This window comes from Pseudomonas sp. P5_109 (genome assembly GCF_034009455.1).
Taxonomy (GTDB): Bacteria; Pseudomonadota; Gammaproteobacteria; order Pseudomonadales; family Pseudomonadaceae; genus Aquipseudomonas.
The window spans coordinates 4,627,425-4,646,106 of the sequence record NZ_CP125380.1; the positions used below are offsets into that span (position 1 = coordinate 4,627,425).

The window sequence follows — 18,682 nt, forward strand, 5'->3', positions numbered from 1 at the left end:
GCGAAGGGTCCGTGCCCTTCGCTTTTCGTGTGATGACGCCTTTAACGGCTGTGTTGATTCACGCGGATAACAAGATTCCATTAGCCACGCCCGCTGACACCGGGCCAACGAAGAACTTTGAACCATGGCCACTATCCACGTAGACGGCAAAGAGCTCGAAGTCGATGGGGCAGACAACCTGTTACAGGCATGTCTGTCGCTAGGCCTCGATATCCCTTATTTCTGCTGGCACCCTGCCCTGGGCAGCGTTGGCGCTTGCCGCCAGTGCGCGGTCAAGCAGTACACCGACGAGAACGACACCCGTGGTCGTATCGTGATGTCCTGCATGACCCCTGCCACCGACGGCACCTGGATCTCCATCGAAGATGAAGAATCCAAGGCATTCCGCGCCAGTGTTGTTGAATGGCTGATGACCAACCACCCTCACGACTGCCCGGTCTGTGAAGAAGGCGGTCACTGCCACCTGCAAGACATGACGGTAATGACCGGCCACAACGAGCGCCGTTACCGTTTCACCAAGCGTACTCACCAGAACCAGCAACTCGGCCCGTTCATTTCCCACGAGATGAACCGCTGCATCGCTTGCTACCGCTGCGTGCGCTTCTATAAAGACTACGCTGGCGGCACCGACCTCGGTGTATTCGGCGCCCACGACAACGTGTACTTCGGTCGCGTTGAAGACGGCACCCTGGAAAGCGAGTTCTCCGGCAACCTCACCGAGGTCTGCCCGACCGGTGTGTTCACCGACAAGACTCACTCCGAGCGCTACAACCGCAAGTGGGACATGCAGTTCTCGCCGAGCATCTGCCATGGCTGCTCCAGCGGTTGCAACATCTCCCCGGGCGAGCGTTACGGCGAACTGCGTCGCATCGAAAACCGTTTCAACGGTTCGGTGAACCAGTACTTCCTGTGCGACCGTGGCCGTTTCGGCTATGGCTACGTCAACCGCGAAGACCGTCCGCGTCAGCCGTTGCTGGCCAATGGCACCAAGCTGAGCCTCGACGAAGCGCTGGATAACGCCGCCGACCTGCTGCGCGGTCGCAACATCGTCGGTATCGGTTCGCCTCGCGCCAGCCTCGAAAGCAACTACGCGTTGCGCGAACTGGTCGGCGCCGAGCACTTCTACTCGGGTATCGAAGCTGCCGAACTGGAACGCATCCGCCTGGTCCTGCAGGTGCTCAAGGACAGCCCGCTGCCAGTGCCGAACATGCGCGACATCGAAGACCACGACGCCGTGTTCGTCCTCGGTGAAGACCTGACCCAGACTGCAGCACGCATGGCCCTGTCCCTGCGCCAATCGGTCAAGGGCAAGGCTGAAGACATGGCCGACGCCATGCGCGTCCAGCCTTGGCTCGACGCCGCCGTGAAGAACATCGGCCAGCACGCGCTGAACCCGCTGTTCATCGCCAGCCTGGCTGAAACCAAGCTCGACGACATCGCCGAAGAATGTGTTCACGCCGCTCCAGACGACCTGGCCCGCATCGGTTTCGCCGTGGCTCACGCCCTCGACGCCAGCGCTCCAGCCGTTGAAGGCCTGGACGCTGAAGCCCTCGAACTGGCCAAGCGCATCGCCGACGCCCTGATCAAAGCCAAGCGCCCGCTGATCATCGCCGGTACTTCCCTGGGCTCCAAAGCCTTGATCGAAGCCGCCGCGAACATCGCCAAAGCCTTGAAGCTGCGCGAGAAGAACGGTTCCATCAGCCTGATCGTGCCAGAGGCCAACAGCCTCGGCCTGGCCATGCTCGGTGGTGAATCGGTCGACGCCGCGCTGCAAGCCGTGATCGACGGTAAGGCCGACGCCATCGTCGTGCTGGAAAACGACCTGTACACCCGTACCGACAAGGCCAAGGTCGATGCTGCCCTGACCGCCGCCAAAGTGCTGATCGTCGCCGACCATCAGAAGACCGCCACCAGCGATCGCGCGCACCTGGTCCTGCCAGCCGCCAGCTTCGCTGAAGGCGACGGCACCCTGGTCAGCCAGGAAGGCCGTGCCCAGCGCTTCTTCCAGGTCTTCGATCCGAAGTACATGGACGCGAGCATCCTGGTTCACGAAGGCTGGCGCTGGCTGCATGCCCTGCGCGCGACCTTGCTGAACCAGCCGATCGACTGGACCCAACTGGACCACGTCACCGCCGCCGTCGCTTCCAGCACTTCGATCCTCAATCGCATTGTCGATGCCGCACCGTCCGCCGCGTTCCGCATCAAGGGCATGAAACTGGCCCGCGAGCCGCTGCGCTACTCCGGTCGTACCGCCATGCGCGCCGACATCAGCGTGCACGAACCGCGTACCCCGCAGGACAAGGACACCGCGTTCGCCTTCTCCATGGAAGGTTACTCGGGTTCGGTTGAACCGCGTCAGCAAGTGCCGTTCGCCTGGTCTCCGGGCTGGAACTCGCCGCAAGCCTGGAACAAGTTCCAGGACGAAGTCGGTGGTCACATCCGCGCTGGCGACCCGGGCACCCGCCTGATCGAAAGCACCGGTGACTCGCTGAACTGGTTCGCCAGCGCTCCGCGTGCGTTCAACCCGGCTCCAGGTACCTGGCAGGCCGTGCCGTTCTTCCACCTGCTCGGCAGCGAAGAGAACTCTTCGAAAGCCGCTCCGGTTCAGGAACGCATTCCGGCTGCTTATGTTGCACTGGCCAAGTCCGAAGCCGACCGCCTGGGTGTCAACGACGGCGCCATGCTGAGCCTGAACGTGGCCGGCCAGACCTTGCGTCTGCCGCTGCGCATCAATGAAGAACTGGGCGCGGGCCTGGTGGCATTGCCTGCAGGCATCGCCGGCATTCCGCCAGCGATTTTCGGTAAATCCGTTGACGGTCTGCAGGAGGCAGCTCAATGACCTGGTTCACTCCTGAAGTGATCGACGTGATCTTCGCGGTCCTCAAGGCCGTGGTGATTCTGCTTGCCGTGGTGGTCTGCGGTGCACTGCTGAGCTGGGTCGAGCGTCGTCTGCTCGCCCTCTGGCAGGACCGTTACGGTCCGAACCGCGTCGGCCCGTTCGGCGCGTTCCAGATCGCCGCCGACATGATCAAGATGTTCTTCAAGGAAGACTGGACGCCTCCATTCGCCGACAAGATGATCTTCACCCTGGCACCGGTCGTGGCCATGAGCGCCCTGCTGATTGCCTTCGCGATCATCCCGATCACCCCGACCTGGGGCGTGGCGGACCTGAACATCGGCATCCTGTTCTTCTTCGCCATGGCCGGTCTGTCGGTCTACGCGGTGTTGTTCGCCGGTTGGTCGAGTAACAACAAGTTCGCCCTGCTGGGCAGCTTGCGGGCCTCGGCGCAAACCGTGTCGTACGAAGTGTTCATGGGCCTGTCGCTGATGGGCATCGTGATCCAGGTCGGCTCGTTCAACATGCGCGACATCGTTGATTACCAGGCGCAGAACCTGTGGTTCATCATTCCGCAGATCTTCGGTTTCCTGACCTTCTTCATCGCTGGCGTGGCCGTGACTCACCGTCACCCATTCGACCAGCCGGAAGCGGAACAGGAACTGGCCGACGGTTACCACATTGAATACGCCGGCATGAAATGGGGCATGTTCTTCGTCGGCGAGTACATCGGCATCGTGCTGATCTCGGCGCTGCTGGTGACCTTGTTCTTCGGTGGCTGGCACGGTCCTTTCGGCATCCTGCCGCAGATCCCGTTCATCTGGTTCGCACTGAAAACCGCGTTCTTCATCATGATCTTCATCCTGTTGCGCGCTTCGATCCCGCGCCCACGGTATGACCAAGTGATGGATTTCAGCTGGAAGTTCTGCTTGCCGCTGACCCTCGTCAACATGCTGGTGACCGCTGCGATCGTGTTGCTCAACACGCCCGCCGTCGCGGCTCAGTGAGGATAGAGAATCATGAAGTACATTTTTGACATCGTGCATGGCTTCTACACCCAGCTTCGCAGCCTGGTGATGATTTTCGGCCACGCCTTCCGCAAGCGCGACACGCTGCAGTACCCGGAAGAAGCCGTGTACCTGCCGCCGCGCTACCGTGGGCGTATCGTCCTGACCCGCGACCCCGACGGCGAAGAGCGTTGTGTAGCCTGCAACCTGTGCGCCGTGGCGTGCCCGGTCGGTTGCATCTCGCTGCAGAAAGCTGAAACCGAAGACGGTCGCTGGTACCCGGACTTCTTCCGCATCAACTTCTCGCGCTGCATTTTCTGCGGCCTCTGCGAGGAAGCCTGCCCGACCACCGCGATCCAGCTGACGCCGGATTTCGAAATGGCCGAGTTCAAACGTCAGGACCTGGTTTACGAGAAAGAAGATCTGCTGATCTCCGGCCCCGGCAAAAACCCTGATTACAACTTCTATCGTGTTGCAGGTATGGCGATTGCCGGGAAGCCGAAAGGCTCCGCGCAGAATGAAGCCGAACCGATCAACGTGAAGAGCTTGCTGCCTTAAGGAAGAAAGATGGAATTCGCTTTCTATTTCGCATCGGGTATCGCTGTGGTGTCCACGCTTCGTGTGATCACCAACACCAACCCTGTGCACGCCCTGCTCTACCTGATCATTTCGCTGATCGCCGTGGCGATGACATTCTTCGCCCTCGGCGCACCGTTTGCCGGTGTCCTGGAAGTGATCGCCTACGCTGGCGCCATCATGGTGCTGTTCGTGTTCGTGGTGATGATGCTGAACCTGGGCCCGGCCTCGGTCCAACAAGAGCGCGTCTGGCTCAAGCCCGGTATCTGGGGCGGCCCGGTCCTCCTCGCAGCCTTGCTGCTGGTTGAACTGCTGTACGTGCTGTTCTCCCACCAGAGCGGCCAGGCCGTCGGCCACACCACCGTAGACGCCAAGGCCGTGGGCATCAGCCTGTTCGGTCCTTACCTGCTGGTGGTCGAACTCGCCTCGATGCTGCTGCTCGCCGCAGCCGTCACGGCGTTCCATTTGGGCCGTAACGAAGCCAAGGAGCAATGACGATGCCTGCTATCCCTATGGAGCATGGTCTGGCGGTCGCCGGCATCCTGTTCTGCCTCGGTCTGGTCGGCCTGATGGTCCGCCGCAACATCCTCTTCGTGCTGATGAGCCTGGAGGTCATGATGAATGCCTCCGCGTTGGCGTTCATCGTTGCCGGTAGCCGCTGGGCGCAGCCGGATGGACAGATCATGTTCATCCTGGTGATCAGCCTGGCAGCCGCCGAGGCCAGCATTGGCCTGGCGATCCTGCTGCAACTGTATCGCCGCTTCCACACGCTCGATATCGACGCTGCCAGTGAGATGCGCGGATGAACCTACTCTTTCTGACTTTCGTATTCCCTCTCATTGGTTTCCTGCTGCTGTCGTTCTCGCGCGGCCGCATTTCGGAAAACCTTGCCGCACTGATCGGCGTGGGCTCCATCGGTCTGTCGGCAATCGTCACCGCCTACGTGATCTGGCAGTTCAACGTTGCCCCGCCGGAAGGCGGCCACTACACCCAGGTGTTGTGGCAGTGGATGGCGGTGGAAGGCTTCACGCCGAACTTCGCCCTGTACCTGGACGGCCTGTCCGTGACCATGCTCGGCGTGGTCGTCGGTGTCGGCTTCCTGATCCACCTGTTCGCGTCCTGGTACATGCGCGGTGAAGACGGCTACTCGCGCTTCTTCGCGTACACCAACCTGTTTATCGCCAGCATGCTGTTCCTGGTGCTGGGCGATAACCTGTTGTTCCTGTACTTCGGTTGGGAAGGCGTGGGCCTGTGCTCGTACCTGTTGATCGGTTTCTACTACAGCAACCGCAACAACGGTAACGCCGCACTCAAGGCCTTCATCGTGACCCGTATCGGTGACGTGTTCATGGCCATCGGCCTGTTCATTCTGTTTGCCCAGCTGGGCACGCTGAACGTCCAGGAACTGCTGGTGCTGGCTCCGCAAAAATTCCAGTCCGGCGACTTCTGGATGGTCATGGCCACCCTGATGCTGCTGGGTGGCGCCGTCGGTAAATCCGCGCAACTGCCACTGCAAACCTGGCTGGCGGACGCGATGGCCGGCCCGACTCCGGTTTCGGCACTGATCCACGCCGCAACCATGGTCACCGCCGGTGTCTACCTGATCGCCCGTACCCACGGCCTGTTCACCCTGGCGCCGGAAATCCTGCACCTGGTGGGCCTGGTTGGCGGTGTGACCCTGGTCCTGGCCGGCTTCGCTGCACTGGTTCAAACCGACATCAAGCGTATCCTCGCCTACTCGACCATGAGCCAGATCGGCTACATGTTCCTGGCCCTGGGCGTTGGTGCCTGGGACGGCGCGATCTTCCACCTGATGACCCACGCCTTCTTCAAGGCCCTGCTGTTCCTTGCTTCCGGTGCGGTGATCGTTGCCTGCCACCACGAGCAGAACATCTTCAAGATGGGCGGCCTGTGGAAGAAACTGCCACTGGCCTACGCCAGCTTCATCGTTGGCGGCGCGGCCCTGGCGGCCCTGCCACTGGTGACCGCGGGCTTCTACTCCAAGGACGAAATCCTCTGGGAAGCGTTCGCCAGCGGCAACCACGGCCTACTGTATGCAGGTCTGGTCGGTGCGTTCATGACCTCGCTGTACACCTTCCGCCTGATCTTCATCACGTTCCACGGTGAAGCGAAGACCGAAGCCCACGCCGGTCACGGCATCGCCCACTGGCTGCCACTGTCGGTGCTGATCGTATTGTCCACCGCCATCGGCGCGATGATCGTTCCACCGCTGCACGGTGTACTGCCGGAAAGCGTCGGCCATGCCGGCGGCGAAGCCAAGCACAGCCTGGAAATCGCTTCGGGCGCCATCGCCCTGGCCGGTATCCTGCTGGCCGCGCTGCTGTTCCTTGGCAAGCGTCGCTTCGTCACCGCCATCGCCAACAGCGGCATCGGCCGTTTCCTGTCAGCCTGGTGGTTCGCTGCCTGGGGCTTCGACTGGATCTACGACAAACTGTTCGTCAAGCCTTACCTGGCGATCAGCCACATCCTGCGCAAAGACCCGCTCGACCAGACCATCGGTCTGATCCCGCGCATGGCCAAAGGCGGTCACACCGCCCTGAGCCGTACCGAGACCGGTCAACTGCGTTGGTACGCCGCCTCGATGGCTGCTGGTGCCGTGCTGGTCATTGGCGCCGTCGTGCTGGTAGCGGTCTGATATGAACCTTGCGAATTTGCGAAAGGAAACGAACCCGTCATGATTCTGCCTTGGCTAATCCTGATCCCCTTCATCGGCGGCCTGCTGTGCTGGATGGGTGAGCGCTTCGGCGCCACCCTCCCCCGCTGGATTGCGCTGATCACCATGTCCCTGTTGCTCTCCCTCGGCCTCTGGCTGTGGGCCAACGGTGATTATTCATTTGCCCCGGCGCCTGGCGCCGACCCGACCTGGGCGCTTGAGTTCAAGCACGTCTGGATCGAGCGCTTCGGCATCAACGTGCACCTGGCCCTCGACGGCCTGTCACTGTTGATGATCATGCTCACGGGTCTGCTGGGTGTGCTCTCGGTACTCTGCTCGTGGAAAGAGATCCAGCGTCACGTGGGTTTCTTCCACCTGAACCTGATGTGGATCCTGGGCGGTGTCGTCGGTGTGTTCCTCGCCCTCGACCTGTTCATGTTCTTCTTCTTCTGGGAAATGATGCTGGTGCCGATGTACTTCCTCATCGCGCTCTGGGGTCACAGTTCTTCGGACGGCAAGAAAACCCGGATCTACGCGGCGACCAAGTTCTTCATCTTCACTCAGGCTTCCGGCCTGATCATGCTGGTGGCGATCCTGGGTCTGGTACTGGTCAACTTCAACAACACAGGCGTGATTACCTTCAACTACGCCGACCTGTTGAAAACCAAGATGTCGATGACCACCGAGTACATCCTGATGCTCGGCTTCTTCATCGCCTTCGCGGTCAAGCTGCCGGTCGTACCGTTCCACTCCTGGTTGCCTGATGCTCACGCCCAGGCACCGACCGCAGGTTCCGTCGACCTCGCCGGTATCTTGCTGAAAACCGCGGCCTACGGCCTGTTGCGTTTCGCCCTGCCGCTGTTCCCGAATGCCTCGGCCGAGTTCGCGCCGTTCGCCATGGCCCTGGGTCTGATCGGGATCTTCTACGGTGCGTTCCTGGCCTTCGCACAAACCGACATCAAGCGTCTGATCGCCTTCTCGTCCGTTTCCCACATGGGCTTCGTACTGATCGGCATCTACTCCGGCAGCCAACTGGCGCTGCAGGGCGCGGTGATGCAGATGCTCGCCCACGGCCTGTCGGCAGCGGCACTCTTTATCCTGAGTGGCCAGCTGTACGAACGCACCCACACCCGCGACATGCGTGAAATGGGTGGCCTGTGGTCGAAGATCGCTTACCTGCCGGCCCTCAGCCTGTTCTTTGCAGCGGCGTCCCTGGGTCTGCCGGGTACCGGTAACTTCGTCGGCGAATTCCTGATCCTGATCGGCACCTTCCCGATCGCCCCATGGGTCACCATCATCGCCACGTCCGGCCTGGTGTTCGGTTCGGTCTACTCGCTGATCATGATCCACCGTGCGTACTTCGGTCCGGCCAAATCGGACGCGGTACTGCATGGCATGGACGGTCGCGAAATGATCATGGTGGTCGGTCTGGCCGCACTGCTGATTTACATCGGCGTGTACCCGCAACCGTTCCTCGATACCTCTGCCGCGACGATGCATGGCGTGCAGCAGTGGCTCGGCACCGCCTTCACTCAACTCGCTTCGGCCCGGTAAGAGCGCTATGGAATTCACGACTCAACACTTTATCGCGCTAGCGCCGCTGTTGATTACCAGCCTCACCATTATCGTGGTGATGCTGGCAATCGCCTGGCGCCGCAACCACTCGCAGACCTTCCTGATTTCCGTGGCGGGTCTGAACCTGGCTTTGCTGTCGATCCTGCCGGCCTTGAAAGTCGCGCCCCTGGCCGTGACGCCTTTGCTGCAGATCGACACCTTTGCCTGCCTGTACATGGCGCTGATCCTGGTCGCCACCCTCGCCTGTGTCACCCTCGCCCACGCCTACCTCGGCGATGGCGGCTCCGGTTACCCGGGCAACCGTGAAGAACTGTACCTGCTGATCCTGATGGCCGCCGCCGGTGGCCTGGTTCTGGTCAGCGCGCAGCACCTGGCCGGGTTGTTCATCGGTCTGGAACTGCTGTCGGTGCCGGTCTACGGTCTGGTGGCCTACGCCTTCTTCAACAAGCGTTCGCTGGAAGCCGGCATCAAGTACATGGTGCTGTCGGCTGCCGGTTCCGCGTTCCTGTTGTTCGGTATGGCCCTGCTCTACGCAGACTCCGGTTCCCTGAGCTTCGTCGGCATCGGCCAGGCGCTTGCGGCTACTGGCCTGCCAAGCTCGCTGGCTCAGTTGGGCCTGGGCATGATGCTGATCGGCCTGGCGTTCAAGCTGTCGCTGGTACCTTTCCACCTCTGGACGCCGGACGTCTACGAAGGTGCTCCGGCGCCGGTTGCAGCGTTCCTCGCGACCGCTTCCAAAGTGGCTGTGTTCGCGGTGATGGTGCGTCTGTTCCAGATCTCGCCAGCCGCAAGCAGCGGCGTGCTGAGCGACGTGCTGACCATCATCGCCATTGCGTCGATCCTGTTCGGTAACCTGCTGGCGCTGACCCAGAGCAACCTCAAGCGTCTGCTGGGTTACTCGTCCATCGCCCACTTCGGTTACCTGCTGATCGCCCTGGTGGCGAGCAAGGGTCTGGCCGTGGAAGCCATCGGCGTGTACCTGGTCACCTACGTGATCACCAGCCTCGGCGCTTTCGGCGTGATCACCCTGATGTCCTCGCCGTACAACGGCCGTGACGCAGACGCCCTGTACGAATACCGCGGCCTGTTCTGGCGCCGTCCGTACCTGACCGCCGTACTGACCGTGATGATGCTGTCGCTGGCTGGTATCCCGCTGACCGCGGGCTTCATCGGCAAGTTCTACATCATCGCCACCGGTGTCGAATCGCACCAATGGTGGCTGGTCGGCTCGCTGGTACTGGGCAGCGCCATCGGCGTGTTCTACTACCTGCGCGTCATGGTCACCCTGTACCTGATCGAACCGAACCTGCGTCGCCACGATGCGCAACTGCATTGGGAACAGAAGGCAGGCGGCGTGATGCTGCTGGCCATCGCCCTGGTCGCGTTCTTCCTCGGCGTCTACCCACAACCACTACTGAACCTGGTTCAACAGTCGGGGTTGGCGGGTTGATCGCTTAGGCGACTCTCGGTAGAAAACAAAAACGGCACCTTCGGGTGCCGTTTTCTGTGGCGAGGGAGCTTGCTCCCGCTCGGCTGCGAAGCAGTCGCCAAAATTTGAGATCTTCACTCTTTACCAGATAGACCGGAACTTGCGAAAGGGGCCTGCTGCGCAGTCCAGCGGGAGCAAGCTCCCTCGCCACGGGTCATTGTTTTTGAGAAGTAATGCTGCTCAGAGAGCCCAACTGTCCTCAATGGCCACTTCGCGGACAAGCACAAACAAAAACGGCACCTTCCGGTGCCGTTCGCTTTTCACAGTCCAATCACTTTATTTACGCGCCGCCTCCCACGACTTCAGCAGTTCGGCGTAGCTCACGGTCTCGCCTTTAGGTTTCTCGTTTTCCAGTTTCGGCTTCGGCGCACCCGGCTGGTCGAACCAGTATTGCGCATCGCGCTCGGGGTTCATTTTCGGCGCGCAGGTGGCTTGTGCCTTCGAGCGTTCCAGACGGCTCATGATTGCGTCCTGATCCTTGGCCAGGCCATCGAGTGCCTGTTGCGGGGTTTTCTCGCCGCTGGCGGCTTCGGCGATGTGGCTCCACCACAGTTGCGCCAGGCGTGGATAGTCCGGCACGTTGGTCCCGGTCGGGGTCCATTGCACGCGGGCCGGGCTGCGGTAGAACTCCACCAGGCCACCGAGTTTCGGCGCCAGGTCGGTCATCGCTTGCGAGTTGATGTCCGACTCGCGAATCGGCGTCAAGCCGACGATGGTTTTCTTCAGTGACACGGTTTTCGAGGTCACGAACTGCGCATACAGCCAGGCCGCGAGTTTCTGCTTCTCAGGCGTGGACTTCATGAAAGTCCAGGAACCCACGTCCTGATAGCCCAGTTTCATGCCCTCTTCCCAGTACGGCCCACGCGGCGACGGCGCCATGCGCCATTTCGGCGTGCCGTCGGCGTTCATTACCGCCAGGCCCGGTTTGGTCATGTCGGCGGTGAAGGCGGTGTACCAGAATATCTGCTGGGCGATGGCGCCCTGGGACGGTACGGGACCTGATTCGGAGAAGGTCATGCCCGCCGCTTCCGGTGGCGCGTACTTCTTCAGCCAGTCGACGTACTTGGTGGTGGCGAACACCGCCGCCGGCCCGTTGGTGTCGCCGCCGCGGGTCACGCTGGAACCCACCGGATGGCAGTCCTCGACACGAATGCCCCACTCGTCCACCGGCAAGCCGTTGGGGATGCCCTTGTCGCCGCCACCGGCCATGGAGAACCAGGCATCGGTGAAGCGCCAGCCCAGGGACGGGTCTTTCTTGCCGTAGTCCATGTGCCCGTAAACGCGCTTGCCGTCGATTTCCTTGACGTCTTCGCTAAAGAACTTGGCGATGTCTTCATAGGCTGACCAGTTCACCGGCACGCCCAGGTCATAGCCGTACTTTTCCTTGAACTTGGCCTTGAGGTCCGCGCGCTCGAACCAGTCGGCGCGGAACCAGTACAGGTTGGCGAACTGTTGGTCAGGCAATTGATAGATCTTGCCGTCCGGCGCAGTGGTGAACGAGATGCCGATGAAGTCCTTGATGTCCAGGGTCGGCGAGGTGAAGTCCTTGCCTTCGTTGGCCATCAAGTCGGTGATCGATTCGGTCTTGCCGTAGCGAAAGTGCGTACCGATCAAGTCCGAGTCGTTGACCCAACCATCATAGATACTCTTGTCCGACTGCATCACGGTCTGCAGCTTTTCCACCACGTCGCCTTCCTGCAGCAGGTCGTGGGTCAGCTTGATCCCGGTGATTTCAGTGAAGGCCTTGGCCAGCACCTTGGACTCGTACTCGTGGGTGGCAATGGTTTCCGACACCACCTTGATGTTCATCCCACGGAACGGCTCCGCTGCCTTGATGAACCACTTCAGCTCTTCCAGTTGTTGATCGGCGGTGAGTGTGGACGGCTTGAATTCACTGCCGATCCATTTCTTCGCGGCATCTTCGTAGGCATCGGCCCAGGCCGAAGCGCTCAAACCGCTGAGTGCCAGCATGGCTGCCAATGAAATGCTATGTCGCAGCTTATTGTTTTTGTCGAACATAGAGACCTCCTGTTTAAGTTTCGGAGCAACATTGCCGAGCGATTCGACTAGCCCCAACGCATCACAGCCAACAGCCACACCAGGGACAACGCGAACGCCACCCAGATGCTCCAGTCGGTGACGCCGATTACCAGCAAGTGCAGGTAGGCGCTGCCGAGAAGACCGATAAACAAACGATCACCACGGGTGGTGGCAATCGGCAGAAAACCACGCCGAAGGATGCTCGGCGAACGTAATTCCCAAGTGGTCATGACCACCAGGATCAGGGCAATCACACTGAAGAATGCCGCCGTGGGGGCGGTCCAGCTCATCCATTCCATCATCAGTTCCTCATACCCGACCCAGGGCGAAGCCCTTGGCCACGTGGTTGCGAACAAACCAGATCACCAGCATGCCCGGCAGGATGGTCAACACCCCCGCCGCCGCCAGCACGCCCCAGTCGATACCGGACGCCGAGACCGTGCGGGTCATCACCGCTGCGATCGGTTTGGCGTTCACCGAAGTGAGGGTTCGCGCCAACAGCAGTTCGACCCAGGAAAACATGAAGCAGAAAAACGCCGTGACACCGATGCCGGAGCCGATCAACGGGATGAAAATCTTCACGAAGAACTTGGGAAAACTGTAGCCATCGATGTAGGCGGTTTCGTCGATTTCCTTGGGCACGCCGGACATGAAACCTTCAAGGATCCACACCGCCAACGGCACGTTGAACAGGCAATGGGCCAAGGCCACGGCGATGTGGGTATCGAACAACCCGATCGAGGAATACAGCTGGAAGAACGGCAGCAGGAACACCGCCGGTGGCGCCATGCGGTTGGTCAGCAACCAGAAGAACAGGTGCTTGTCGCCCAGGAAGCGATAGCGCGAGAAGGCATAGGCCGCCGGTAGCGCCACGGTCAGGGAGATGATCGTGTTCAGACTCACGTAGTACGCCGAGTTGATGTAGCCGGTGTACCAGCTCGGATCGGTGAAGATCACCTTGTAGTTGGCCAGGGTGAACTCCTGTGGGAAAAGCGTCAGGCCGCCAAGGATTTCGCTGTTGCTCTTGAAGGACATGTTCAGCAGCCAGTAGATCGGCACCAGCAGGAACAGGATGTAGAGCAGCAAGGGGATAAGCTTTCTTTTGCTCATGGCGCAGGCCTCAACGGTTGGCGTCAGAGTGAGTCATGGCGGTGTAGAACAGCCAGGACACCAACAGGATGATCAGGAAGTACACCAGCGAGAATGCCGCAGCCGGCCCCAGGTCGAATTGCCCTACGGCCATCTGGGTCAGGGTCTGACTGAGGAAGGTCGTGGCATTGCCCGGACCGCCGCCCGTGAGCACGAACGGCTCGGTGTAGATCATGAAACTGTCCATGAAGCGCAGCATCACGGCGATCAGCAGCACACTCTTGAGCTTGGGCAACTGGATATGCCGGAACACCGCCCAGGCCGAGGCACGGTCGATCCGCGCCGCCTGGTAATACACATCCGGAATCGCCCGCAACCCGGAGAAGCACAACAGCGCCACCAGCGAGGTCCAGTGCCAGACGTCCATGATCAGCACAGTGACCCAGGCGTCCATGGTGTTCGCCGCATAGTTGTAGTTGATGCCCATGGCCTTGAGGCTCGCCCCCAACAGGCCGATGTCGGCGCGGCCGAAGATCTGCCAGATGGTGCCGACCACGTTCCACGGGATCAGCAGCGGGATCGCCAGCACGATCAGCACCACCGAAGACCAGCGGCCCTTGGTCGGCATGGTCAGGGCAATGGCGATGCCCAGGGGAATTTCGATCAGCAGCACACAGCCGGAATAGATGAACTGGCGCAACAACGAGTCATGCAGGCGCGGGTCGAGCAGCACCTGTTTGTACCAGTCGGCGCCGACAAAATAGCGGCTGGACTGGTCGAAGATGTCCTGCACCGAATAGTTGACCACGGTCATCATCGGGATCACCGCACTGAACGCCACCAGCAGGAACACCGGCAGCACCAGCCACCAGGCCTTGTTGTTCTGCACCTTGTTCATGGCTGCACCTCAATGTTGGCTTGGGTTTCCAGGAGGAATTCGTCGGCGTAGACCATCAGCCATTGCGCCGGAAAACTGATGTAGGCCGTGCCTTGCGGCACCGGTTTGTCTTCGGCCAGGCGCACTTTCAGGGTGGCGCCATCGAGGTTCAGGGTCATGATCTTGTAGGTGCCCAGGTCTTCGACGTGTACGACCTGCGCCCGCAGCGCGTCATCAAAGGCTTCGTCCCACACATGGACGAACTCCGGACGAATGCCGACCTTGAGGGTTTTCCATTCGGTTTCGGCGATGCGCTGCTGCATGGCCTCGGACAGCGGCAGGTGAGTCGAGGCAAACCCGACGCCGCCCGGTCGCGGCTGCACCTCGATCAGGTTCATCCCGGGGCTGCCGATGAAGTAGCCGACAAAGGTATGGCTCGGCCGCTCGAACAACTCTCTTGGCGTACCGAACTGCACGATCTGCCCGCCGTACATCACCGCGATCTTGTCGGCGAAAGTCGAGGCCTCGAGTTGATCGTGGGTGACGTAGACCATGGTGATGTTGAACTGCTCGTGAATCTGCTTGAGCTTGCGTCGCAGTTTCCACTTCAGGTGCGGGTCGATCACCGTCAGCGGCTCGTCGAACAGGATCGCCGAGACGTCATCACGCACCAGCCCGCGACCCATGGAGACTTTCTGTTTTTCATCGGCGGTGAGGTTGCGCGCCTTTTTGCTCAACAGGTTCTGCAAGTCGAGGACTTCGGCGATTTCCTGGACCTTGCTATGAACTTTCGCCTCGGCCATGCCCTGGTTGCGCAGCGGAAAGGCCAGGTTGTCGAACACCGTCATGGTGTCGTAGACCACCGGAAACTGGAAAACCTGGGCGATGTTGCGCTTCTCCGGGGTCAGGTCGTTGACCGCTTTGCCGTCGAACAGCACATGGCCCTGGGACGGGCTGAGCAGCCCGGAAATGATGTTGAGCAAGGTCGACTTGCCGCAGCCCGATGGGCCGAGCAACGCGTAGGCGCCACCCTGCTCCCAGATGTGGTCCATCTCGCGGATCGCGTAGTCCTCAGGTCCCGCCGGGGTTTTGGTGTAGCTGTGGGCGAGGTTCTGCAAACGGATTTCAGCCATCAGGCAACCCTCGAGACACGCCGGCCCGGCGCCTGGACCAGGCGCCCCTGCGTATCGAACACAAACAGTTTATGGGTCGGGATGTAGATGCGAATCGGCGCATCGACGTCGTATTCGTGAACACCCGGCAAGTGCAGCACCAGCAGGAAATGCTCGTTGCGTACGTGCAGGAAGGTTTCCGAGCCGCTGATTTCCGCGACCTCGACGGTCACTGCCAATTCGAGGTCATCGTCATTGCTCGGCACCAGCGAGATATGGCTGGGTCGCACGCCGAAACGGAACTCGCCCTCGCCCACCGGGCGCAAGTCGACGTTCAGCGGGAAGTGCACGAAGTTGGCGAAACTCACTTCATTGCCGACAATGCGACCTGGCATCAGGTTGATCGGCGGCTCGGAGAACAGTTCGGCCGCCAGCACCGTTTGCGGCTGGTGATAGACCGAGGAAGACTGGCCGCTCTGGACCACCCGGCCTTCGTGAAGAATGGTGGTGGTGCCGCCCAGGGCCAGGGCTTCGTTGGGCTCGGTGGTGGCATAGATCGCGATGGTGTGACGCGCCTTGAACAGCTCGCGCATTTCCTGGCGCAGTTCTTCGCGCAACTTGTAGTCGAGGTTGACCAGCGGCTCGTCGAACAGGATCAGTTCGGCATCCTTGACCAGCGCCCGGGCCATGGCCGTGCGCTGCTGCTGACCGCCGGAAAGCTCAAGCGGATAGCGCTTTAGAAACTTCTCGATGCGCAGCATCTTCGCGGTTTCCAGCACCTTGCTCTGGATCAGCTCGCTGGATACACCGGCCTGACGCAACGGTGAAGCGATGTTCTCGAACACCGTCATGGTCGGGTAGTTGATGAACTGCTGATAGACCATCGACACGTTGCGCAAGCGCACCGGGCGTTGGGTGACGTCGACGCCGTTCATCAGGATGCGCCCGCTGTCGGGCTTGTCCAGACCGGCCATCAGGCGCATCAGGCTGGTTTTGCCGGACAAGGTCCGGCCCAGCAAAACGTTGAAGGAACCGGGTTCAAAACTCAGGTTGGCATCGTCGATCCAGGTCTGGCCCTCGACGGTGCGGCTGACGTGCTCCAGGGTGAGTGACATGGCTCGGCCTTTTTATTATTGGAGTCAAGCGACCGGAGCTACATAGCGACATCCGTGCCAAAAATCGCAAGCCGTTGATTGCACTTGAAATTCCAGAAGAAGACGGCAAAACCACGTTCGTTGCTGAACACAAATGAACAATCGAAAATGAACAACTGAACAGTTCACCCATTGACAGTGAACAATAGTGAACAACACTCTATGGATGCTTTTTTGCCATTCCGGGAATATCGAAATGGACGCAGAACCTGTGGGAGCGGGCTTGCTCGCGAAGGCGGTGTGTCATTCAGCATTGATGTGACTGAAACACCGCCTTCGCGAGCAAGCCCGCTCCCACATGGAGTTCGCCGCACTGCAGAACTACCCATAAAAACAACAAAAGCTTGCCCAGAGATCGACTGCCATGGCCGCACCCGCCTCGCCGCTGTCCCACGACGCCATCATCCAGGACTCCTGGTCCCGATGCCGCGCGTTCGGCCTCAGCCATCAGAGCGCGCCGGCCTTCGACCAATTGCCGGCCGCGGGCATCGCGCAACTGTTGGAGAGCCAGCATTCGCTGGTGCAAACCACCCATCAGGAAGTGCTGCCCTACTACGAGAACATCCTGAGCAACTCCAATTGCCTGATCATGCTCGCCGACCATCAGGGCCAGGTGCTCACGTCCTGGGGCACCCAGCGCTTTATCGAACCGAAACTGGCCCGAGGCTTTAGTGCCGGCGCCAGCTGGATGGAGCGCTGCACCGGCACCAACGCCATCGGCACCGCCCTGGCCTGCGAACAAGCGGTGCACATCGAGCACGATGAACACTTCCTCAAGGCCAACCGCTTCATGACCGGTTCCGCCGCGCCGATTTTCGATGCCGAGCGCAAGGTGATCGCGGTGCTGGACGTGTCCAGTGACAGCTACCTGCCGCCCTCCCACACCCTGGGCATGGTCAAGATGATGAGCCAGACCGTGGAAAACCGGCTGATCCTCAACCTGTTCCATGGCCTGCATTTCCAGCTGACGTTCAACACCGGGCTGAACAACCTCGACAGCCAATGGGCCGGGTTGCTGATCTTCGATGAAACCGGCCAGGTGCTGTCGGCCAATCGCCGGGCCGACAATTTGCTGGGTATCAGCCTGTCGCGGGTCAGTGTCGAGAGCCTGTTCAAGGTCTCGCTGCTGGAATTGCTCAACCAGCCCGAAGGCCTGCCCTTCGCCCTGCAAACCTCCGGGCGCAACCGCTTCCAGTGCCTGTTGAAGCGGCCGAAACAGGCATCAATTCAACCTCGAGTGTTCACCGAGCCGGTTGTAGCTGCACCCGCGGCCATCAGCCTCAACTCCCTGCATTTCGGCGACAGTCGCGTGGAAAAAGCCGTGCGTCAGGCCGAGCGCTTGCTGGAAAAAGACATTCCCTTGCTGATCCATGGTGAAACCGGGGTCGGCAAGGAAGTGTTCGTCAAAGCCCTGCATCAGGCCAGCTCGCGCAGCAAACAAGCGTTCATCGCCGTCAACTGTGCAGCGATTCCCGCCGAACTGGTGGAATCCGAGTTGTTCGGTTATGAGAAAGGCGCGTTCACCGGCGCCAACCAGAAAGGCAGCATCGGGCTAATCCGCAAGGCTGACAAAGGCACGCTGTTCCTCGACGAAATCGGTGACATGCCGCTGCCAACCCAGGCGCGACTGTTGCGGGTGTTGCAGGAGCGTTGCGTGCAGCCGGTAGGCAGCAGCGAATTGTTCCCTGTGGACTTGCGGATTATCTCCGCCACCAACCGCTCGCTGCGCGAACAGGTGCAACTGGGGCGGTTTCGTGAGGACCTGTATTACCGCATCGGCGGCCTGACCCTGGAACTGCCACCGCTAAGAGAGCGCAGCGACAAAGAGGCACTGTTCAAGCGCCTGTGGGAACAGCACCGTGAACCCGCACAATGGGCCGGTCTGAGCCAGGAAGTGCTGGCGCTGTTCTGCCGGCATCCCTGGCCGGGTAACTTGCGCCAGGTCAGCAGCGTTATTCAGGTCGCCCTGGCCATGGCCGAGGAACAACCGATACGGCCGGAGCATTTGCCGGATGATTTTTTTGTCGATCTGGAGATGGAGCCGGTGGAGACGCCGGAGCAATTGGCCGTGGATCTGAATGATGCAGAGGATTTGAACCGGCAGTTGCAGGCGGTCGGCGGGAATATTTCCTACCTGGCGCGCAGGCTTGGGGTGAGCCGCAATACCCTTTACAAGCGGTTGCGCCAGGCTGAATGACAAGTTGGCCGAACGGGCCCCTTCGCGGGCAAGCCCGCTCCCACAGTTGATCTTTG

General features: G+C 60.7%; 15 protein-coding genes. 9 read left to right on the forward strand and 6 right to left on the reverse strand.

The genetic code is table 11. The annotated features are described in order from the left end of the window. Nucleotides 1–124 precede the first annotated feature (124 nt). From nuoG to nuoN, 8 genes are read left to right on the forward strand one after another with little or no spacing between them, the layout of a single operon-like run. Nucleotides 125–2,839, forward strand: coding sequence for an NADH-quinone oxidoreductase subunit NuoG (nuoG, locus tag QMK54_RS20685; RefSeq protein ID WP_223592026.1), 2,715 nt, complete (start codon nucleotides 125–127; stop codon nucleotides 2,837–2,839). After that, the gene (gene nuoH / locus QMK54_RS20690; protein WP_320401252.1) at nucleotides 2,836–3,843 is read left to right on the forward strand and encodes an NADH-quinone oxidoreductase subunit NuoH; all 1,008 of its coding nucleotides are present in this window, start codon (nucleotides 2,836–2,838) and stop codon (nucleotides 3,841–3,843) included. The genes nuoG and nuoH overlap by 4 nt, the downstream gene beginning before the upstream one ends. Nucleotides 3,844–3,855: 12 nt before the next feature. After that, nucleotides 3,856–4,401 carry an NADH-quinone oxidoreductase subunit NuoI gene (gene nuoI / locus QMK54_RS20695; RefSeq protein WP_177330210.1) on the forward strand — a complete coding sequence of 182 codons (546 nt, stop codon included), beginning with the start codon at nucleotides 3,856–3,858 and terminating at the stop codon, nucleotides 4,399–4,401. A gap of 9 nt (nucleotides 4,402–4,410) precedes the next feature. Then, a complete protein-coding gene (gene nuoJ / locus QMK54_RS20700; RefSeq protein ID WP_103395473.1) occupies nucleotides 4,411–4,914 on the forward strand; it encodes an NADH-quinone oxidoreductase subunit J in 504 nt (167 codons plus the stop codon). Nucleotides 4,915–4,916: 2 nt separating this feature from the next. Then, nucleotides 4,917–5,225, forward strand: coding sequence for an NADH-quinone oxidoreductase subunit NuoK (nuoK, locus tag QMK54_RS20705; protein ID WP_007946416.1), 309 nt, complete (start codon nucleotides 4,917–4,919; stop codon nucleotides 5,223–5,225). Continuing rightward, entirely contained in the window at nucleotides 5,222–7,075 is a 1,854-nt protein-coding gene (gene nuoL / locus QMK54_RS20710) for an NADH-quinone oxidoreductase subunit L (RefSeq protein WP_223592021.1), read from the forward strand. Before nuoK ends, nuoL begins: the two co-directional genes overlap by 4 nt. A 39-nt stretch (nucleotides 7,076–7,114) precedes the next feature. Further along, nucleotides 7,115–8,647, forward strand: a complete 1,533-nt coding sequence (gene nuoM, locus QMK54_RS20715; protein ID WP_110659242.1) for an NADH-quinone oxidoreductase subunit M — start codon at nucleotides 7,115–7,117, stop codon at nucleotides 8,645–8,647. A 7-nt stretch (nucleotides 8,648–8,654) separates the two neighbouring features. Beyond that, a complete protein-coding gene (gene nuoN / locus QMK54_RS20720; protein ID WP_150701295.1) occupies nucleotides 8,655–10,118 on the forward strand; it encodes an NADH-quinone oxidoreductase subunit NuoN in 1,464 nt (487 codons plus the stop codon). Between the two features lie 315 nt (nucleotides 10,119–10,433). Here the strand turns inward: nuoN and QMK54_RS20725 are convergent, their stop codons facing one another. From QMK54_RS20725 to QMK54_RS20750, 6 genes are read right to left on the reverse strand one after another with little or no spacing between them, the layout of a single operon-like run. Then, complete coding sequence (locus QMK54_RS20725; protein ID WP_110662251.1) at nucleotides 10,434–12,176, reverse strand: ABC transporter substrate-binding protein; 1,743 nt, start codon at nucleotides 12,174–12,176, stop codon at nucleotides 10,434–10,436. Between the two features lie 47 nt (nucleotides 12,177–12,223). Then, nucleotides 12,224–12,496 carry a DUF2160 domain-containing protein gene (locus tag QMK54_RS20730; RefSeq protein WP_110662252.1) on the reverse strand — a complete coding sequence of 91 codons (273 nt, stop codon included), beginning with the start codon at nucleotides 12,494–12,496 and terminating at the stop codon, nucleotides 12,224–12,226. 10 nt (nucleotides 12,497–12,506) lie between these two features. Continuing rightward, complete coding sequence (locus QMK54_RS20735) at nucleotides 12,507–13,307, reverse strand: carbohydrate ABC transporter permease (protein WP_320401253.1); 801 nt, start codon at nucleotides 13,305–13,307, stop codon at nucleotides 12,507–12,509. Between the two features lie 10 nt (nucleotides 13,308–13,317). After that, the gene (locus QMK54_RS20740; RefSeq protein ID WP_110662254.1) at nucleotides 13,318–14,184 is read right to left on the reverse strand and encodes a carbohydrate ABC transporter permease; all 867 of its coding nucleotides are present in this window, start codon (nucleotides 14,182–14,184) and stop codon (nucleotides 13,318–13,320) included. Continuing rightward, a complete protein-coding gene (locus tag QMK54_RS20745) occupies nucleotides 14,181–15,296 on the reverse strand; it encodes an ABC transporter ATP-binding protein (protein ID WP_223592018.1) in 1,116 nt (371 codons plus the stop codon). Before QMK54_RS20745 ends, QMK54_RS20740 begins: the two co-directional genes overlap by 4 nt. Next, nucleotides 15,296–16,390 (reverse strand): ABC transporter ATP-binding protein, encoded by a 1,095-nt coding sequence (locus QMK54_RS20750; protein WP_320401254.1) that lies wholly within the window; start codon nucleotides 16,388–16,390, stop codon nucleotides 15,296–15,298. The genes QMK54_RS20745 and QMK54_RS20750 overlap by 1 nt, the downstream gene beginning before the upstream one ends. 403 nt (nucleotides 16,391–16,793) lie before the next feature. Here QMK54_RS20750 and QMK54_RS20755 point away from each other — a divergent pair, with 403 nt between their 5' ends. After that, entirely contained in the window at nucleotides 16,794–18,626 is a 1,833-nt protein-coding gene (locus tag QMK54_RS20755; RefSeq protein WP_320401255.1) for a sigma-54-dependent Fis family transcriptional regulator, read from the forward strand. Nucleotides 18,627–18,682: the final 56 nt, after the last annotated feature.

Coding starts and splice junctions, on each gene's coding strand:
- QMK54_RS20755 (WP_320401255.1), top strand. CDS start 16,794: ATGGCCGCACCCGCCTCGCCGCTGTCCCACGACGCCATCATCCAGGAC.
- nuoG (WP_223592026.1), top strand. CDS start 125: ATGGCCACTATCCACGTAGACGGCAAAGAGCTCGAAGTCGATGGGGCA.
- nuoN (WP_150701295.1), top strand. CDS start 8,655: ATGGAATTCACGACTCAACACTTTATCGCGCTAGCGCCGCTGTTGATT.
- QMK54_RS20730 (WP_110662252.1), bottom strand. CDS start 12,496: ATGGAATGGATGAGCTGGACCGCCCCCACGGCGGCATTCTTCAGTGTG.
- nuoI (WP_177330210.1), top strand. CDS start 3,856: ATGAAGTACATTTTTGACATCGTGCATGGCTTCTACACCCAGCTTCGC.
- QMK54_RS20735 (WP_320401253.1), bottom strand. CDS start 13,307: ATGAGCAAAAGAAAGCTTATCCCCTTGCTGCTCTACATCCTGTTCCTG.
- nuoJ (WP_103395473.1), top strand. CDS start 4,411: ATGGAATTCGCTTTCTATTTCGCATCGGGTATCGCTGTGGTGTCCACG.
- QMK54_RS20745 (WP_223592018.1), bottom strand. CDS start 15,296: ATGGCTGAAATCCGTTTGCAGAACCTCGCCCACAGCTACACCAAAACC.
- nuoK (WP_007946416.1), top strand. CDS start 4,917: ATGCCTGCTATCCCTATGGAGCATGGTCTGGCGGTCGCCGGCATCCTG.
- QMK54_RS20750 (WP_320401254.1), bottom strand. CDS start 16,390: ATGTCACTCACCCTGGAGCACGTCAGCCGCACCGTCGAGGGCCAGACC.
- nuoL (WP_223592021.1), top strand. CDS start 5,222: ATGAACCTACTCTTTCTGACTTTCGTATTCCCTCTCATTGGTTTCCTG.
- nuoM (WP_110659242.1), top strand. CDS start 7,115: ATGATTCTGCCTTGGCTAATCCTGATCCCCTTCATCGGCGGCCTGCTG.
- QMK54_RS20725 (WP_110662251.1), bottom strand. CDS start 12,176: ATGTTCGACAAAAACAATAAGCTGCGACATAGCATTTCATTGGCAGCC.
- QMK54_RS20740 (WP_110662254.1), bottom strand. CDS start 14,184: ATGAACAAGGTGCAGAACAACAAGGCCTGGTGGCTGGTGCTGCCGGTG.
- nuoH (WP_320401252.1), top strand. CDS start 2,836: ATGACCTGGTTCACTCCTGAAGTGATCGACGTGATCTTCGCGGTCCTC.